The sequence below is a fragment of the Ruegeria sp. AF3 genome (assembly GCF_056536285.1).
In genome coordinates this window covers 587877-604904 of record NZ_JBQFJM010000001.1, presented here as the reverse complement: position 1 = coordinate 604904, position 17028 = coordinate 587877, and the positions used below count along the sequence as shown (strand labels likewise).

The 17028-nt window shown below is 58.5% G+C and carries 16 protein-coding genes; 10 read left to right on the top strand and 6 right to left on the bottom strand.

What is annotated here, in order from left to right; all coding sequences use genetic code 11:
- Positions 1–43: 43 nt before the first annotated feature.
- Both ACR3FC_RS03000 and ACR3FC_RS02995 read right to left on the bottom strand, forming a co-directional pair.
- Positions 44–802, bottom strand: a complete 759-nt coding sequence (locus ACR3FC_RS03000) for a DsbA family protein (RefSeq protein WP_480473335.1) — start codon at positions 800–802, stop codon at positions 44–46.
- Entirely contained in the window at positions 799–2181 is a 1383-nt protein-coding gene (locus ACR3FC_RS02995; protein WP_480473333.1) for a M48 family metalloprotease, read from the bottom strand. Before ACR3FC_RS02995 ends, ACR3FC_RS03000 begins: the two co-directional genes overlap by 4 nt.
- On the opposite strand from ACR3FC_RS02995, the gene ACR3FC_RS02990 reads away from it, so the two are divergent.
- From ACR3FC_RS02990 to ACR3FC_RS02980, 3 genes are all read left to right on the top strand, one after another.
- On the top strand, positions 2180–3343 hold the full coding sequence (locus ACR3FC_RS02990; RefSeq protein ID WP_480473331.1) for a pyridoxal phosphate-dependent aminotransferase: 1164 nt from the start codon (positions 2180–2182) through the stop codon (positions 3341–3343). The two genes, ACR3FC_RS02995 and ACR3FC_RS02990, sit on opposite strands and share 2 nt — an antisense overlap.
- Positions 3344–3409: 66 nt before the next feature.
- The gene (locus ACR3FC_RS02985) at positions 3410–4630 is read left to right on the top strand and encodes an N-acetylmuramoyl-L-alanine amidase (RefSeq protein WP_480473329.1); all 1221 of its coding nucleotides are present in this window, start codon (positions 3410–3412) and stop codon (positions 4628–4630) included.
- A gap of 94 nt (positions 4631–4724) precedes the next feature.
- Positions 4725–7214: a penicillin-binding protein 1A gene (locus ACR3FC_RS02980; RefSeq protein ID WP_480473327.1), complete on the top strand. Its 2490-nt coding sequence runs from the start codon at positions 4725–4727 to the stop codon at positions 7212–7214.
- Here the strand turns inward: ACR3FC_RS02980 and ACR3FC_RS02975 are convergent.
- Positions 7208–8038, bottom strand: coding sequence for an aminoglycoside phosphotransferase family protein (locus tag ACR3FC_RS02975; protein WP_480473325.1), 831 nt, complete (start codon positions 8036–8038; stop codon positions 7208–7210). The genes ACR3FC_RS02980 and ACR3FC_RS02975 overlap by 7 nt on opposite strands.
- A 77-nt stretch (positions 8039–8115) precedes the next feature.
- Here ACR3FC_RS02975 and prfB point away from each other — a divergent pair, with 77 nt between their 5' ends.
- The 4 genes from prfB to ACR3FC_RS02955 all read left to right on the top strand — a co-directional run bounded on the left by prfB (position 8116) and on the right by ACR3FC_RS02955 (position 12260).
- The gene (gene prfB, locus ACR3FC_RS02970) at positions 8116–9243 is read left to right on the top strand and encodes a peptide chain release factor 2 (RefSeq protein WP_480473323.1); all 1128 of its coding nucleotides are present in this window, start codon (positions 8116–8118) and stop codon (positions 9241–9243) included.
- Position 9244: 1 nt separating this feature from the next.
- Positions 9245–9949, top strand: a complete 705-nt coding sequence (locus ACR3FC_RS02965; protein WP_480473321.1) for a M50 family metallopeptidase — start codon at positions 9245–9247, stop codon at positions 9947–9949.
- 102 nt (positions 9950–10051) lie between these two features.
- Positions 10052–11452 carry an amidase gene (locus tag ACR3FC_RS02960; RefSeq protein WP_480473319.1) on the top strand — a complete coding sequence of 467 codons (1401 nt, stop codon included), beginning with the start codon at positions 10052–10054 and terminating at the stop codon, positions 11450–11452.
- Positions 11453–11474: 22 nt separating this feature from the next.
- Complete coding sequence (locus ACR3FC_RS02955; protein ID WP_480473317.1) at positions 11475–12260, top strand: DUF2189 domain-containing protein; 786 nt, start codon at positions 11475–11477, stop codon at positions 12258–12260.
- Positions 12261–12269: 9 nt separating this feature from the next.
- On the opposite strand, the gene ACR3FC_RS02950 is transcribed toward ACR3FC_RS02955, so the two are convergent.
- Positions 12270–12989, bottom strand: coding sequence for a helix-turn-helix domain-containing protein (locus tag ACR3FC_RS02950; protein ID WP_480473315.1), 720 nt, complete (start codon positions 12987–12989; stop codon positions 12270–12272).
- Between ACR3FC_RS02950 and ACR3FC_RS02945 the strand changes: the two genes are divergently transcribed.
- A complete protein-coding gene (locus ACR3FC_RS02945) occupies positions 12988–13203 on the top strand; it encodes a hypothetical protein (RefSeq protein ID WP_480473313.1) in 216 nt (71 codons plus the stop codon). The genes ACR3FC_RS02950 and ACR3FC_RS02945 overlap by 2 nt on opposite strands.
- Before the next feature lie 99 nt (positions 13204–13302).
- Here the strand turns inward: ACR3FC_RS02945 and ilvN are convergent, their stop codons facing one another.
- On the bottom strand, positions 13303–13863 hold the full coding sequence (gene ilvN, locus ACR3FC_RS02940; protein WP_209503637.1) for an acetolactate synthase small subunit: 561 nt from the start codon (positions 13861–13863) through the stop codon (positions 13303–13305).
- Positions 13864–13931: 68 nt separating this feature from the next.
- Positions 13932–15683: an acetolactate synthase 3 large subunit gene (locus ACR3FC_RS02935; protein ID WP_480473311.1), complete on the bottom strand. Its 1752-nt coding sequence runs from the start codon at positions 15681–15683 to the stop codon at positions 13932–13934.
- A gap of 69 nt (positions 15684–15752) precedes the next feature.
- Here ACR3FC_RS02935 and ACR3FC_RS02930 point away from each other — a divergent pair, with 69 nt between their 5' ends.
- Positions 15753–15989: a hypothetical protein gene (locus ACR3FC_RS02930; protein WP_480473309.1), complete on the top strand. Its 237-nt coding sequence runs from the start codon at positions 15753–15755 to the stop codon at positions 15987–15989.
- Positions 15990–16103: 114 nt separating this feature from the next.
- Positions 16104–16949, top strand: a complete 846-nt coding sequence (locus tag ACR3FC_RS02925) for a HalD/BesD family halogenase (protein ID WP_480473307.1) — start codon at positions 16104–16106, stop codon at positions 16947–16949.
- The last annotated feature ends 79 nt before the right edge of the window (positions 16950–17028 follow it).

Genomic DNA, 17028 nt, shown 5'->3' with positions numbered 1-17028 from the left:
CCGCCTTTTTGTCTGGGGGCAGCTGTGCCGCCCCCAATACCTATCAACCCTGTTCTGCGCGAACGCCATCTGCAATCTGCTGCATCTGATCGGCAGGCAGATAGCCGCGCAGCAACTCGGTTCCCAACACGAATGAGGGCGTGCCCGAAATCTGCATCCGTTGCGCCAGGGCGCGGGTGCGGCTGATCTCATCCGTGACGCTGTCGCTGTCCATCGCGGCGAAGATCGCGTCACTGTCCAGACCCAGCCCGTCAGAGATGCGGCGAAGAGTTACTTCTGAGGGTTCGCCGCTGAATTCCATCAGCGCATCGTGAACCTGTTTATAGGCGTTATTGCCCGCCACTTGCTTGGTTGCCACCGCAAAGCGAGAGGACAAAACAGATGCGTCGCCCAGAATTGGCAGTTCTTTGATCACAAAGCGGATATTGCCATCGCTGGCCAGCAGGTTTGCCACTTCGGGCACCGCGCGGCGGCAATAGCCGCAGCGGTAATCCATAAACTCGACCAGTGTGATATCGCCATCCGGGTTGCCCCCAACCCAGCTAAAGCCATCGTCGAACAGTTCGGCCGCATTGGCGGCAACCAGTTCCTTGTCTGCGGCCGCTTCGGCCACTGCGTTTCGCTGTTCGAGGATATTGATTGCCTCGATAATGACTTCGGGGTTTTCCAGCAGGTATTCGCGTACCTGAGCGCCAAACTCTGCCTTTTCGGCATCATTCATCGCGTTCAGGTCCAGCGCCTGCGCTGAGGTCGCCGCCATGGAAAGCCCCAGAAGGGCAGGTGCAGCATGTCTGAGGATCATTTCCGTTTCCTTTTATCTTTCTTGAGTCGTTCTGAGGCAATCAACACGTCTTGTGCCCTTTGCCAACCCGGAGAGCCTTCCGGCAATTGCGCCACGGCCCGTTTCGCGTGAATTCCGGCATCCTCCATCCGACCCTGCAGGGCATAGCGCTCTGCCGTCACGGTCGAAGCCATGCCGTTATTTCCGACCTGCGCGTAAGCCACACCCAGGTCCTGCATCAGGCGTGCATTACGAAAGTCGCGCGCACGCGCCTGTTCCAGTGCATTCAACGCCTGTTTTGTTTCCCCTTGCGCCAACAGTGCGCGCCCATAGCCCGCAAGGATCAACGCATTGTTAGGTGCCATTTCAACAGCGCTTGCGTAGGCTTTAACAGCCTCGCTTACCCTTCTGTTTTCCAACAGGATTTGCCCTTTCAGGTCGTAATAGAACGGGTCATCAGGACGCTCGGCAAGCGCCGAGTCTATCGCGGCACGAGCGCGGGACAGATCGCGATTCTGATGATAGGCCGAAGCCTCTCGCATCAGGCGGATGTCGCGGTAGGGTTCTTCGCCGGCGCGCCGCAAGGTCCAACTGGGCGACCGCAGAAAGGCCGACAGCTTGCCTTTAACCCGCGCAAACCAGTAATCCGCATTGGGGTTTGGAACGGCTCGGTCGCCAAACTCATCCAGGAAAGCCTCGGCGGCGCGCAGACGATCACGGCTTGTCGGGTGTGATCGCATATAGGGGTCCTGGTTGGCGACACTCAGCAGTTCCTGACCGGCGAACTTTCGGTGCAACTCCACCATCCCGCTGGGTGAGATTTCGGCCCATCGCAGGTAACTTGCGGCGCTGCGGTCGGCGGATGCCTCTTCCGCGCGGGTGTGACCCAGAAAACCGCGGATTGCCGCGCCTTGGGTGCCAGCAGCGATCCCGATGGCGGCCTCGCCCCCACCCGCCGCTGCAGCCAGCAGGGCCAAAGCCGTGCCGAGGCTGGCGTTGCGCTGCGCGGCTTTCAGGTTCTCAGCCCGTCGCGCCAGATGACCATTAGAGATATGGGCGGCCTCGTGGGCGATGACAGCCTGCAACATCTCAGGGCTTTCGACGGTCAGAATCAGCCCGTAGTTCACATAAATCGCGTTGTAGTCGATGACGAATGCGTTGAACGTGTTGTCGTTTACGACCAGAATCTGAACCCGGTTCGTGTTCAGCCCCGCAGCCCGCAACACCGGAAAGGCCAGTTCACGCAGGCCATGTTCGATATCAGGGTCGCGGATCAGGCTTTGTGCGTGCGATTGCGTCGCTGCCGCCAGCCAGACGACAACGGCAACCATCAGGGCCGGGATTGACGCCAACCGGGATACGCGCTCAAAAGCCATGACTGCAACATGGGAGATGGGCATGAGAAACTCAACCCGGTCCGGGGTCGATCCCTTCATCGTGATGGATGTGATGGAGGCGGCACGCAAGGCCGAAGAGGCGGGTCGCCACGTGATCCACATGGAAGTCGGCCAACCCGGAACCGGCGCGCCAAAGGGCGCGACCGAGGCTTTGGCCGCGGCGATGGAGCAAGGCCCGCTGGGCTATACGGTTGCCCTGGGTCTGCCCGCCCTGAGGCAGCGGATCGCCCGGCTTTACGGGGATTGGTACAATGTCGATCTGAACCCAGAGCGGGTGGTGATCACACCTGGCTCGTCCGGCGGATTCCTGCTGACCTTTACCGCATTGTTCGACAGCGGTGACCGTGTCGGTATCGGGGCGCCCGGCTATCCGTCCTATCGCCAGATCCTGAAGGCGCTGGGGCTGGTCCCGGTCGACCTGCCGACCGCGCCGGAAAACAGGTTGCAGCCCGTGGCGGCGGATATTCAGGGGATGGACCTGAAAGGGCTGATGGTGGCCTCGCCCGCAAATCCGACCGGTACGATGCTGGACCGTGCCGCCATGGGCAACCTGATCCAGGCGGCGCATGGGCAGGGCGCGTCGTTCATCAGTGATGAGATTTACCACGGGCTGGAATACGAAGCCAAGGCCGTGACGGCGCTGGAGCTGACTGATGAATGCTATGTGATCAACTCGTTCTCGAAATACTTTTCGATGACCGGATGGCGCGTTGGCTGGATGGTGGTGCCTGAGAATCAGGTGCGCGTGGTCGAACGGATTGCTCAGAACATGTTCATCTGCGCCCCTCATGGCAGCCAGGTCGCAGCGCTGGCTGCGATGGATTGCGACGACGAATTGCAAGCCAATCTGGATGTGTACCGCCGCAATCGCGCGCTGATGCTGGACGGGCTGCCCAAGGCCGGGTTTTCGAACATAGCGCCGCCCGACGGGGCGTTTTATGTTTATGCAGATGTATCCGACCTGACCGACGACAGCCGCACATTTGCGGCCGAGATTCTGGAACAGGCCGGTGTGGCCGTGACGCCAGGGCTGGATTTCGACCCGCAGCGCGGCCATACCACATTGCGTTTTTCCTATGCGCGCGCGACGGATGACATTCAGGAAGGGCTTGAGCGTTTGCGCCTTTTTATGACCCGGCGCGGCGCTGTCAGGGAAAGGGCCTGAACCGTTCACAAACCGCCGCTTGTGGTATAGGGTGCCCGACAATCGATCTCGGGAAAACTTGAGGCCATGAGCAGGATCTTCTTTAGCATTGCGCTGTTCTGGGCGTTGGCTGGTGGTGCCATTGCGCAGGATTTCAGCGCGTTGGCGCGTGTCCAGCCTGACCAGAGCCGTATTACGGATGTCGGGCGTACCGGTGTTCGGGTGGACATCGCCCTCAGTCAGGGCGTTCCCTACAGGATTTTCACCTTGCAGGATCCCTACCGTATGGTTCTGGACTTCAACGAAGTGGACTGGGCCGGGCTGACCCGCGAAGATTTTCTGCAATCTGATCGCATCAGCGCTGTGCAGTTCGGTGCGTATGTTCCGGGATGGTCACGACTGGTGCTGGAGTTGGGTGCTCCGATGGCAGTGGCGACGGCAGAATTGTCGGTGGCAGAGGATTCAGGTGCTGCATTGCTGTCGCTCGACCTCAAGGGGACGGATTTCGATGCCTTCAACGCCTCGGCAGGTGCGCCACGAAACCCGGGCTGGGACTTGCCGGAACCGGCGGATGTGCCTCAAGCCGTGGTGCGCGGTGCCGACCGACCCTTGCGTGTCATGCTGGATCCGGGCCACGGAGGCATTGACCCGGGGGCCGAGACTGACGCGATTGATGAAAAAACCCTGATGCTGACTTTCGCACGTGAGCTGCGCGAAATCCTTCTAAGATCAGGCGGGTACGAGGTGGTTCTGACGCGGGTCGACGATCAGTTCGTCTCGCTGGAGCGCCGAATTGCGCTGGCGCACCGGGCCGGTGCGGACCTGTTCATCTCGCTTCATGCCGATTCCCTGTCCGAGGGGCGGGCGCATGGCGCGGTGGTTTATACCCTGTCTAACGATGCCTCGGATGTGGCCAGTGCGAAGCTGGCGGAACGGCACGACCGCGGGGATTTGATTTCCGGTATCGATCTGAACGGGGCGGATGATCAGGTCACCGATGTTCTGCTGGACATGGCCCGTCAGGAAACGATGCCACGCACAAGCGCGCTGGCCAAGGCCATCGCAAACGGCCTGGCACAACAAGGCGGGCCGATGAACGGCAAACCCTTGCGTACCGCATCTTTTTCAGTACTCAAGGCGGCGGACATCCCGTCGGTTCTGGTCGAGCTTGGATTTCTGTCCAGTCCCAGAGACCTGAAGAACCTCAAAGATCCTGATTGGCGTGCAAGAATGGCGCTGGGAATTCATCGGGGGCTTGAGGATTGGCGCCAGCAGGATGTGATCCGCAAATCCCTTATTGGTCAGTGACCTTGCGGCGTAAAACGGCTAGAATACGCTCGGTGTTTTGACCCTTGGGCGGCGCATCACTATATATGCAGCACCGCGAAAAAAAGGCAGTAACGTGATCCGGTTCATTCTTTCGATTTTCGGGGCGATTTTCAGCCTCGTGACATTGGGTATTTTCATGGCCGCGCTGGTGATCGGCGCAGTGTTCTGGATGTATGGGCGCGACCTGCCCAGCCACGAGTCACTGGCACAGTACAAACCACCCACGATCAGCCGGATCTATTCGGGTGAAGGCAAGCTGATTGATGAATTCGCGCAGGAACGCCGCCTGTTTACGCCATCCGAGGAAATCCCGGATCTGGTGAAGCAGGCGTTTATTTCGGCGGAAGACAAGAATTTCTACAACCATCAGGGCTATGACCCGCGCGGCATCATTGCCGCCGGGGTCGAGGCAGTGCGGACCAAGGGCGAAACCGTACGCGGTGCGTCGACCATCACGCAGCAGGTCATGAAGAACTTTCTGCTGTCCGGTGACCGCCGGGCCGAGCGTAAGATCAAGGAAATCATTCTTGCGACCCGGCTTGAGGATACATTGGACAAGGAACAGATCCTCGAACTTTATATGAACGAGATCTTTCTGGGCCAGAACTCTTACGGTGTGACTGCCGCCGCACAGACCTATTTCAACAAGACCCTGCAGGAACTGGCCCCGCATGAGGCCGCCATGCTGGCTGCCATGCCCAAAGCGCCGTCAGATTACCACCCGGTATCGGAAAAAGAACGTCTTCTGGCCCGGCGCAATTACGTGTTACGCGAGATGCAGCAGAACGGTTACATCGATCAGGCGACTTATGAGGCCGAGGTCGAATTGCCTCTGCGCTCGGTCCAGAACGGAGATTTTGAAAGCTTCCGTACGGCCCTGCCGCCCCGCGACTATTTCACCGACGAAATCCGCCGCCAGCTGAGCGAAGATTTTGGTGAGGGCGAGTTCTTTACCGGGGGCTTCACCGTGCGTGCATCGGTGGACGAGGAAATGCAGGTTGAGGCCGCACGGGCCTTGCGCGAGGCGCTCGAGAAATATGACCGCTCCCGAGGCAAATGGCGCGGAACAGGTGACGTGATCCCGGAAGAAAAACTGGCGGATGAGGCGCAATGGCGCGAGGCACTGGCGGCCATGGAAATTCCGCGCGACGTTATTCTGCCAACCCGTTGGTATCCAGCCGTGGTTCTGGGCGTGACCGACCAGCAACTGACCGTTGGTGTAGAAGAAGGTCCTGCCGATGGGACTATCCCGCGCGCGGACATCAAGTGGATGCAGGGTGATTTTGCCGCCAACTTCAAGCGTGGTGATGTCATTTTTGTTGTTGCGGGTGAAGATGGGCAATGGTCGGCGCGCCAGGTGCCCGAGGTACAAGGCGGCTTTGTCGCGATGGACGTGAACTCGGGTCGTGTTCTGGCGATGCAGGGCGGGTTCTCGTATCAGGACACCGTGTTCAACCGGGCCACACAGGCACAGCGCCAGCCGGGATCGTCCTTCAAGCCGTTTGTTTATGCTGCTGCGCTTGACAGCGGATACAGCCCCGCGACCATCGTCGTCGATGCGCCGATCGAAGTGAACACGCCGCAGGGGCTGTGGCGCCCCAAGAACTCTTCCAACAAGTTCTACGGCCCCACACCTTTGCGTACAGGGATCGAACAGTCGCGGAACCTGATGACCATCCGTCTGGCGCAGGAAGTTACAATGCCTGTCGTTGCGGGCTATGCGGAACGGTTCGGTGTCTATGACAGGATGGGCGCGTTTTTGGCCAACTCGCTGGGGGCCGAAGAAACCACGCTTTATAAGATGGTCGCGGCCTATGCGATGTTCGCCAATGGCGGCCAGCGTGTGGAACCCACTCTGGTCGACCGCATTCAGGACCGGTTCGGAAAAACCATCTATCGCCACGATGACCGTCAGTGTCTGGACTGTAACTCGACCTGGCTGGAACCAGATGAATCGCCGACCCTTGTCACGGATCGCGCGCAGGTCATGGATGCGATCACCGCCTATCAGCTGACATCGATGATGAAGGGCGTGGTGGATCGCGGGACAGCATCCGGCGTAGTGAACCTGCCGGTGCCAACAGCAGGCAAAACCGGAACCACCAACGACTCCAAGGATGCGTGGTTCATCGGCTTTACGTCGAACATCGTGGCGGGTTGCTACATCGGCTATGATCGACCGCGTCCGATGGGACGTGGGGCCTATGGTGGCACGTTGTGCGGCCCAGTTTTCCAGAGCTTCATGGAAAAAGCGGTCGAGAAATACGGCGGTGGTCCGTTTGAAGTGCCCGAAGGCGGCCATTTCATCAAGATCGACCGTTTCAGCGGGGCCCGCCTGCCAGATGATGCCACCGGTGATTATGTCGTGGCCGAATTCTTCCGCGACGGTGTCGATGGATTCATCGACCGTGTCTATGATGGTGGTTTTGCCATCGGATCGGATCTGCCATTGTTTGAAGAAGTGCAGCGCGCGGGGGTTCAGGTTCAGACGTCAACGGGCGAGACCGTGACCGTTGGACCGAAAGCTTCCCAAGGGGACCTGAGCACCGGCGGGCTTTACTGACCGGCCGCTTTCAGAAACAGGTTTAGTAGATCAGCTTCTGCGTCACCGCAGATCGGGCCGTCAGATCGCCAGTAGATGGACAATGCGCATTTCGCGGCAGCCCATTGAGCCAGCCGTATTCGTGGTACACTCATTGCTTTGGAATACTCCGACAGACAGGTTTCGATTTGCAGGGGCTGGCGCACAAGATCCGGCATTCCCTTAGGGTGTCGCAACGCGTTGGCCAGTTCAAAAGCGGGATCGCCTAGATAACCTTTTGCATCGATGATCCGGGGTCCTGATGGTGTCATAATGACATTGTCTGGGTGAAAGTCCCCGTGAAGAGGTACGGGTAATGGTTGGCTGTCTAACAGGTCTTCACTTAGTGCAATCGCTGACTTCACCGCGTTACGCAGTTGGGCAGGGCACTCGGCCGCAAAGGTGCATTCAGCCAAAGGGGCGAACACCTTTTGCAAGGGTTTCATGCCAGTGGCGCTGACCGGGCCCCCTGCGTGCAAACGTGCTGCTGTTTCTGCAAGTGTCTTGACGGCGTCTTCGGGCCTGCCCGCGCGGGCGATATCCCCCAGAGATGGTCCATCCAACCACTCCATCAGCACGGCGCTCCGTGCCTCTTCCAAAATCCGAACAGCGCCCCTGTCGCGCCACCCGACCAACAAGCTGGTGCCCGGTTTTTCGTTCCCGCGATCTTGCCTGCGATAAAGCTTCAAGGCAGCCGGGCCGCAATTGGATTGTACTTTCCACACTCTTGCATTGCCGGTGTCCGCAACCAGTTCAGGCAAGTGCAAATCCCATCTGCCCAGAAACTCTTCGACTGTGTTTTGCATTCAGGTCAAGCCTGTCTTGTGGTGTCTCGCACCTCTTGCTATCACGCAGGCCTGATTGAGCAAGTTGGGACAAGACCATGCGCGCCGAAACCCAGAACATCGTGGCGGATATCAAAAAGTCGCTGGAGCTGCTGGCGCAGCGTATGGACTATGAAACCGCGCCGCATCGCCTTGAGGAATTCAACGCGCGCGTCGAAGACCCCAACCTTTGGGATAACCCTGAAAACGCGCAGAAACTGATGCGCGAGCGGCAGATGCTGGTCGATGCAATCGAGACGTATGAATCCATCAAGACCGATCTCAGCGACAATATCGAACTGATTGAGTTGGGCGAGATGGAGGAAGACCAAGAAGTCGTTCAGGATGCCGAAGCGGCGATCAAGACGCTGAAAGCCAGAGCCGCCAAAAAAGAGCTTGAGGCGCTGCTGGACGGTGAGGCTGACAGCAATGATACTTTCCTCGAAATCAACTCGGGCGCGGGGGGAACCGAAAGCTGCGACTGGGCGTCGATGCTGGCGCGCATGTATGTGCGCTGGGCCGAGAAAAAGGGTTACACGGTCGAGCTGCAATCCGAGACACCGGGCGAAGAAGCTGGGATCAAATCCGCAGCCTACAAGATTTCTGGTCACAACGCCTATGGCTGGCTGAAATCGGAAAGCGGCGTGCATCGGCTGGTGCGGATTTCGCCCTATGACTCGGCGGCCAAGCGCCACACGTCGTTCAGCTCGGTCTGGGTCTATCCGGTGGTCGACGACAATATCGAGATCGAGGTGAACCCGGCCGATATCCGCATCGACACCTACCGGTCTTCGGGGGCTGGTGGCCAGCACGTGAACACCACCGACTCGGCCGTCCGGATTACACACATCCCGACCGGGATTGTTGTGACCAGCTCGGAAAAGTCGCAGCACCAGAACCGCGATATTGCCATGAAGGCCCTGAAGTCGCGTCTGTACCAGCAGGAACTGGATCGCCGCAACGCGGATATCAACGCCGCGCACGAGGCCAAGGGCGACGCAGGCTGGGGCAACCAGATCCGGTCTTACGTGTTGCAGCCCTATCAGATGGTAAAGGACCTGCGAACCAATCACGAAACCTCGGATACCAAAGGCGTTCTGGACGGCGATCTGGACGGATTCATGGCGGCAACCTTGGCCCTGAACGTGGCAGGCAAAAGCCGATCCGAGGCGCAGGGCGACAGCTAAGGTGACACGCCAGCGTTCCCTTCTGGACCTGCTGAAAGGGCACTGGCAGCTTATCCTGATCACCGGTCTGGTCTTTGCGCTCTGGAATACGCCGGTTGTTGTTCCGCTTAAAATTCTGGTCGTTTTTCTGCATGAGCTGTCTCATGCCGGGACAATCCTACTGACTGGCGGCTCGGTCGAGAGTTTCACGATTTCACCCCAGCAAGGCGGAATGGTGATCGGCCGGGGCGGCAGCAGATTTCTCAGCCTGTCCGCCGGGTATCTCGGCTCGCTTGTGTTTGGCATTGCGCTTTTGATCATCGCCTTGCGGACAAATGCTGACCGAGCTGTTCTGGCTGTTTTCGGCGCAATCATGTGTCTGATCGCACTGCTGTACATACGCGATGCTTTCGCCCTGCTGTTTTGCGCAGGGGGCGGGACGGCAATGATTGCGACAGCATGGTTTATGAGCCACGAGGTCAGTGATCTGGTGCTGCGCGTCATCGGGCTGACCAGCATGATCTACGTGCCGTTTGATATCTTTGATGACACCATCCGACGATCCGGTGCGCGCTCGGACGCGTTCCTGCTGGCCGAGGAATTCGGCGGCACCGCGATGCTGTGGGGTGGCGTCTGGCTGGTGTTGAGCAGCGCCGCCATTGCGCTTTGTCTACGGTATTGGTTGGGCCGGGACAGCAACCTGCCATTGCACGGCAAAGCGTTGTGATGCCGTTGTATGTTAAGCAAGAAAAGATACATCCAAACAGTGGGTTTAAATGAGGTGAGCCGCTCGCTAGGCTGTTGAAGAACAACAACAGACTGGCGTGTTATGGACCTGACCCGGATATCTGCAACAGAGCTTCTGAACCAACTGGCTACCCGGCAGGTTTCGGCCATGGAAGTCATGCAGGCCACGCTGGATCGCATTGCCAAGGTCAACGGTGGGGTGAACGCCATAGTGGCGCTGCGGGACAAGGGCGAGCTGATGGCCGAAGCACAGGCCCGCGACAGCGGCCCCGTCGCTGGCCCGCTGCACGGCTTGCCAATTGCCGTCAAGGATTTGGTCAATGTAGCAGGTATTGTCTCTTCGCATGGATCGCCTGTTTTCAGGGATGTCGTCCCTGACAGGGATGATCTGATTGCCGCTAGGATGCGGGCCGCAGGCGCCATCCTGATCGGCAAGACCAACACGCCGGAGTTCGGGCTGGGCTCGCACACGTTCAACCCGGTCTATGGTGCGACGCGCAACCCGTATGATGCCAGTTTCACCTGCGGTGGCTCATCCGGTGGAGCAGCAGTGGCTTTGGCGACGGGTATGGTGGCATTGGCCGACGGGTCCGACATGATGGGCAGCCTGCGCAACCCGGCGGCGTGGAACAACATCTATGGCTTTCGCCCAAGCTGGGGCAGGGTGCCGTCTGATCCTGTGGGTGACAGTTTCCTGCATCAACTGTCCACGCTGGGGCCGATGGCGCGAAGCCCCGAGGATCTGGGTCTCCTGCTCGATGTGATCTCGGGGCCTGATCCACGCCTGCCGCTGGCCAGAGATTGTACGCCGGTGTCGCCGGTGGTCGCAGCAGATCTGAGCGGGCTGCGCATTGGCTGGCTGGGTGATTGGGGCGGGGCCTTTCCAACAGAGGCCGGAATTCTTGAGCTGTGCCGGGATGCGTTGAAGGTGTTCGAAATGCTCGGCGCGCGTGTTGAACATGTCGCCCCGCCTTTTGATGCCGAACGGTTATGGACCAGCTGGACTACCCTGCGATCCTGGAGTGTTGCTGCGGGGCTGGAACCCTTGGCTGAACGACGGGACCATCTGAAGGACACAGCCCAGTGGGAGCTGGATCGGGGTCTGACGATGAGTGCCATGGATGTGCATCACGCCAGTGTTATCCGGTCAGACTGGTTCCGGCGCGCGGCTGAACTGTTCGAGCAGTTTGATGCCCTTGTCCTGCCATCCGCACAGGTTTGGCCGTTTGGGATTGAAACACCATACCCCACCCGGATCGCGGACTGCGCAATGGATACGTATCATCGCTGGATGCATGTCACGGTACCGGTCAGCCTGATTGGCTTGCCTTGTCTGGCCGCGCCCGCCGGATTTGGTGTGCAGGGCCTGCCCATGGGCTTTCAACTGTTTGGACCAAAAGGGTCGGATCAGAAATTACTGTCGGTCGGGGCGGCCTATCACGCCGAAACCGACTGGCCCAACAAGAGGCCGGCGATGTCATAACGCCGATCAGGGAGGAGACTTAATGGAAAAGCCATTTGGCGTTCCGGACATGCGTCCGGTAGATACTGCCATGCTACGCGCCGCGTTGGGGCGCGCCTGGGCCGACTTTCGGCGTGCGCCGCAGTTCGGGTTGATCTTTGCCGGGTTCTACGTGCTTGCGGGATGGGCGATGGCATGGGTCACCATCCAGACCGGTACAACCTTCTGGCTGGTTCTGGCAGCCATTGGCTTTCCGTTGATCGGCCCGTTTGCCGCTGTTGGCCTTTACGAGGTGTCGCACCGGCTGGAACAGGGTGAACCGCTGGATCTTGGCGCAATCTTTGGTGTCGTGCTGCAACAAAGCCGTAGGCAATTGCCGTCGATCTGCGCCATCATCGTCGTGGTGTTTCTGTTCTGGTTTTTTCTGGGGCACATGATCTTTGCCCTGTTCCTTGGGCTGGCCACGATGACAAACGTGTCATCCTCGCTTGAGGTCTTTCTGACGGCGAATGGCCTGACAATGCTGGCTGTGGGCACGGTGGTCGGGGCGGTTTTCGCAACCGTTCTGTATATGATCACCGTTTTGTCGATCCCACTGCTGCTGGATCGCGAGTTGGATTTTGTCACGGCAATGATTGCAAGCTTTACCTATGTGTCCGGGAACTTTCCGGTGATGCTGGCATGGGGGGTGATCATCGCTGTTTTGACGTTTCTGGCCATGGTGCCCTGGTTTCTGGGCCTTCTGGTGGTCCTGCCACTGTTGGGCCACGCCAGTTGGCACCTGTATAGGCAAATCACCCAAGTCGAAGGCGAGGACGCATCGTCCTGAGAAAACCGGTCAGGGATACTGTGCCGGATTGTTGGTCGACAACCGTGCAGCGGCGAAAATCGCCGTTGCATCGTGCCCGAGATATTTCAGAACCACGGGTTCCGGTGTCGAAGGGTTGGCCGGGCTTATGACCGTGCCGCGCCACTGAACTGCTGTTCCCGTCGGATCGGGTGCAATCATATAAACACGACTGTTCTGACCCGCTCGCTGAGAGGTCAGCATATAGACGGAACTGCCGGTGCAGGCGACGATCCCCTGTATTTCGCGCGCCTGTGGTGTTGCTTCGGGCATCGCGGCGCGCGACACATATCCGCGTATCAACGTGCATTGGGCCAGTGGTCGGGCGTGCAGCAAGGTCATACGGTGCGAGGCCGAGACGCTTTCGATCACGGCATAAAACCCCGGAGAAAACGCAGTTCTGGCGATCATGTCCACACCTGATCCCAGGAATTCGGTCAAGGCCGCTGCTGCGGGGTGGTCCTCGATCTTTTCAATTTCGTCCAGCGGCTTCAGGAGAATGCGCGCATCCACGTCGAAAAATCGGCAGATGCGATCCAGAACATCCGGCCGTGGAACACTTTCGCCTGAAAGATACCTGTTGAATTGCGTCCGATTCACGCCAAGCTTGCGGCACAGTGCCGAGACTGACCGATACCTTCGTGCCAGTTGCCGCAGGTTCGCACCAAACATCGCGCGAAGTTCAGCCGGGCTGCGAATGTCGTCGATCATGGATGCCCACGCCTTGCTGAGTTTCCCGAAAAACCATCGCAACACCGGGCCAAACCCTGGCGCGCATTCAAAAATCGTACAGATTGACCCCAAGCAACGTATCCCCACGTCGCGTTGCGGCATCGAGGCTAATGCCATTAAGCGCAATGGCAATAGGCTTTATGTGAAAATACCTGATCCTTATTCGGAAAAGCCGGCCCTATGGCAAATTTAGCGCATAGAAGGGCGCGTGGGTTGGTTTTAAAAATGCCCACCAACCTCAAATAGTGTTCCCGCCTTGGGTGCAAGAAAAGTCCCAAGGCGGGTACGTTGTTCAGTCGCCGCGCAGCAGGGCCGCCACGCCGGTGCGGGCGATTTCCATCAGGCCCAGCGGGCGCATCAGGTCAGCAAAAGCGTCGATCTTGTCCGGCGCGCCGGTGATCTCGAAGATGAAAGAGTTCAGGGTGCTGTCGACCACATTGGCGCGGAAGATGTCAGCCAGGCGCAGCGCCTCGACGCGTTTGTCGCCTTCTCCCACGACTTTTATGATGGCCAGTTCGCGTTCAACCGACGGGCCTTCGACCGTCAGGTCATGCACGTCATGGACAGTCACGATCCGGCCCAGCTGCGCCTTGATCTGCTCGATCACCTGCGGCGTGCCGGTGGTGACAATGGTGATGCGGCTCAGGTGTCCTGTGTGATCCACCTCGGCCACGGTAAGGCTTTCGATGTTATATCCACGCCCCGAGAACAGCCCAATCACGCGGGCCAGGACACCGGGTTCGTTTTCGACCAGCACGGCAATGGTGTGGCGTTCCTGCACGTCCGAAAAAGTAGGCCGTAGGTTATAGGCCGAATGGCGGTTGGAGCCTTTTTTGATATGTAGGGCAGACATTTATGTCCCTTTCATCATCCTGTGTTTGCCGGGCGCAATGGTCGCCCGGCGGTAATCCTCGGACGGTATCAGACTAGAACCGAACCTTTGCTGTCGATCACGCCCTGCGTTTCGGCCTCACCCAGAAGCATCTCGTTATGCGCTTTGCCGGACGGGATCATCGGGAAGCAATTCTCGTGCTTTTCAACCAGACAGTCGAAGATTACCGGACCGTCGTAGTTGATCATTTCCATGATTGCGTCGTCCAGATCGGCGGGGTCGGAACACTGGATGCCTTTGGCGCCGAACGCTTCGGCGAGTTTTACGAAATCGGGAAGGGCTTCGGACCAGGAATGCGAATACCGCTCGCCATGCAGTAGCTCTTGCCACTGGCGGACCATGCCCAGACGCTCGTTGTTCAGGATGAACTGCTTGACCGGCAGGCGATACTGAACTGCGGTGCCCATCTCCTGCATGTTCATCAGCCACGAGGCTTCACCGGCGACGTTGATCACCAGCGCGTCCGGATGTGCCATCTGCACACCGATCGAAGCGGGGAAGCCGTAGCCCATAGTGCCCAACCCGCCTGAGGTCATCCAGCGGTTGGGGTCTTCGAACCCAAGATACTGTGCTGCCCACATCTGGTGCTGGCCGACCTCGGTGGTGATATAGCGGTCATACTTTTTCGTCAGTTCTTCAAGCCGTTGCAGCGCATATTGCGGTTTGATCGACTTTTCGCTGTTGGTGTAGGACAGACAGTTGATCTTACGCCACTCAGAGATCTGCGCCTGCCATTTCTTGACAGCCGCTGCATCGGTCTTGCGCCCGCGTGACTTCCACACCTTCAGAATGTCTTCCAGAACATGCGCCACGTCGCCGACAATTGGAATATCCACACGGATGACCTTGTTGATCGAAGACGGATCAATGTCGATATGGGCTTTCTTCGACTTTGGAGAGAACGCGTCGATGCGCCCGGTGATCCGGTCGTCGAACCGTGCGCCGATGTTGATCATCAGGTCACAGCCATGCATCGCAAGGTTCGCCTCGTAGAGGCCGTGCATCCCCAGCATACCCAACCAGTTTTCACCCGACGCGGGATAGGCACCCAGACCCATCAGGGTAGATGTGATCGGGAAGCCGGTGGAATCCACCAGTTCGCGCAACAACTGGCTGGCTGCGGGGCCAGAGTTGATGACACCACCGCCCGTATAGAAAACCGGCTTCTTGGCTTTCTCAATGGCTGCAACAAGTTCGTTGATTTCCTCCAGATCGCCTTTCAGCACCGGCTGGTAATGCGAGGTCGAAGGTTTCGGACTGTTGTATTCACCCGTGGCAAACTGCACATCCTTGGGAATGTCGATCAGAACCGGGCCGGGACGACCCGACTTGGCCACATGGAAAGCCTCGTGCAGCGTCTCGGCCAGCGAATTCGTGTCCTTTACCAGCCAGTTATGTTTGGTGCAGGGGCGCGTGATGCCAACGGTGTCGGCCTCCTGAAAGGCATCCGATCCGATCATGAAGGTCGGGACTTGTCCGGTCAGAACCACAATCGGGATCGAATCCAGCAACGCATCGGTCAGGCCGGTAACTGCGTTTGTGGCACCGGGACCAGAGGTTACAAGCGCAACACCTGGCTTGCCGGTCGACCGCGCATAGCCTTCGGCGGCGTGGATTGCACCCTGTTCGTGACGCACCAGAATGTGGCGAATGTCGTTTTGCAGAAAGATCTCGTCATAGATCGGTAGGACGGCGCCACCGGGGTATCCGAATACCGTGTCCACGCCCTGATCCTTAAGGGCCTGAACTACCATCTTTGCGCCGGTCATCTCACGTGTCATCTGCTTTGCTCCGTTCGCGACATGTGTCTTGCGTTTGACAAAAAAAAGCCCCCGAAATTTCGGAGGCGCATGGGTTCGATTATGGTTTACCGTTACCGGCCCATGCGCGTGGTTCCTACGATTACGACTAGCGTTCTCATCGCCAGAGGCTCCTTTTTGCTTGGAGGGGACATTATGGTCGGTGGGGAGGAGCGTCAACAGGCAAATCCACCAATTTTCTATCTCAATGGCGGTATTTTGCGAAATTTTGTTGCGCAGATTGCCGCATGCTGGGAATTTCCGGGAAAAGGGCAGTCGTTTTCCTGAGGGCGGGACAGGTATGAAGGTCTGAATGCGTCAGGCCGATGTCTGAAACTGGCATGATCCGGTGATTTGTCTGCGTCACGCTGACCCTGTGGTCGCAAACGAGGGAGGCGGAGCATGTTACAGGACCTGGTAGATCTGGGACGATATCCGATTGATCGCCCGGATTCGCCAGCTTACAGGCGATTGATCGGGGATTTGCGGCGCGAGTTGGAACAGGACGGCTGTGCGGTTCTGCCGGGTTTCGCACATGCGCAAGGGATCGAGCTGTTGGTGCAGGAGGCCGACGAGGTGGCGCCCAATGCACACCGGTCTTTCAATCGCACAAATGCCTATTTCACCAAAGACGACCCACGGTTCGACGCCGCCCATCCGATCAGACGGTTCTATGACCGGTCGAACGCGTTTGTTCCTGCTGACAATTTTGCGCATTCCGGTCCTTTGCGCAGGATTTACGAGTTTAGCGGATTTCTTCCCTTCATTCGGGATGCGCTGGATGAGCCTGAGGACCGCTTCTTTCGTTACGATGACCCTCTGGCAGATGTGATCATCAATGTCGTGGAAGAGGGGCAGGGCTTTCCCTGGCATTTCGACACCAACAACTACACCGTGACACTGGCGATCCAGAATGGCGAGCAGGGCGGTGCATTCGAATACGCACCCAATCTGCGCACAGCCGAGGATGAGAATTTCGATCAGGTCGCGTCGGTTCTGGACGGAAACAGTGAGCGCGTTCATCGGTTGGAGCTGCGACCTGGGGACTTGCAGATATTCAAAGGCCGCTACTCCCTGCACAGGGTCGCCCCGGTCAAGGGCACGCGGCGGCGGTATGTGGGTATCTTTTCATTTGTCGAGGCCGAAGGCATGTGTGGTGGGATCGAACGGACGCAGCAGCTCTATGGACGTGTGTTGCCACACCATTATGAGCGTGCGGGTTTGCGAAAAGATCAGTTGCTGGATTGAAGGGGCACTACCGGAGGTCAAGGCTCCCGCCCGTCGTCAACGCGCCTGTGGCGCGTCTTATCTGCTTGGGCCGGGCAGC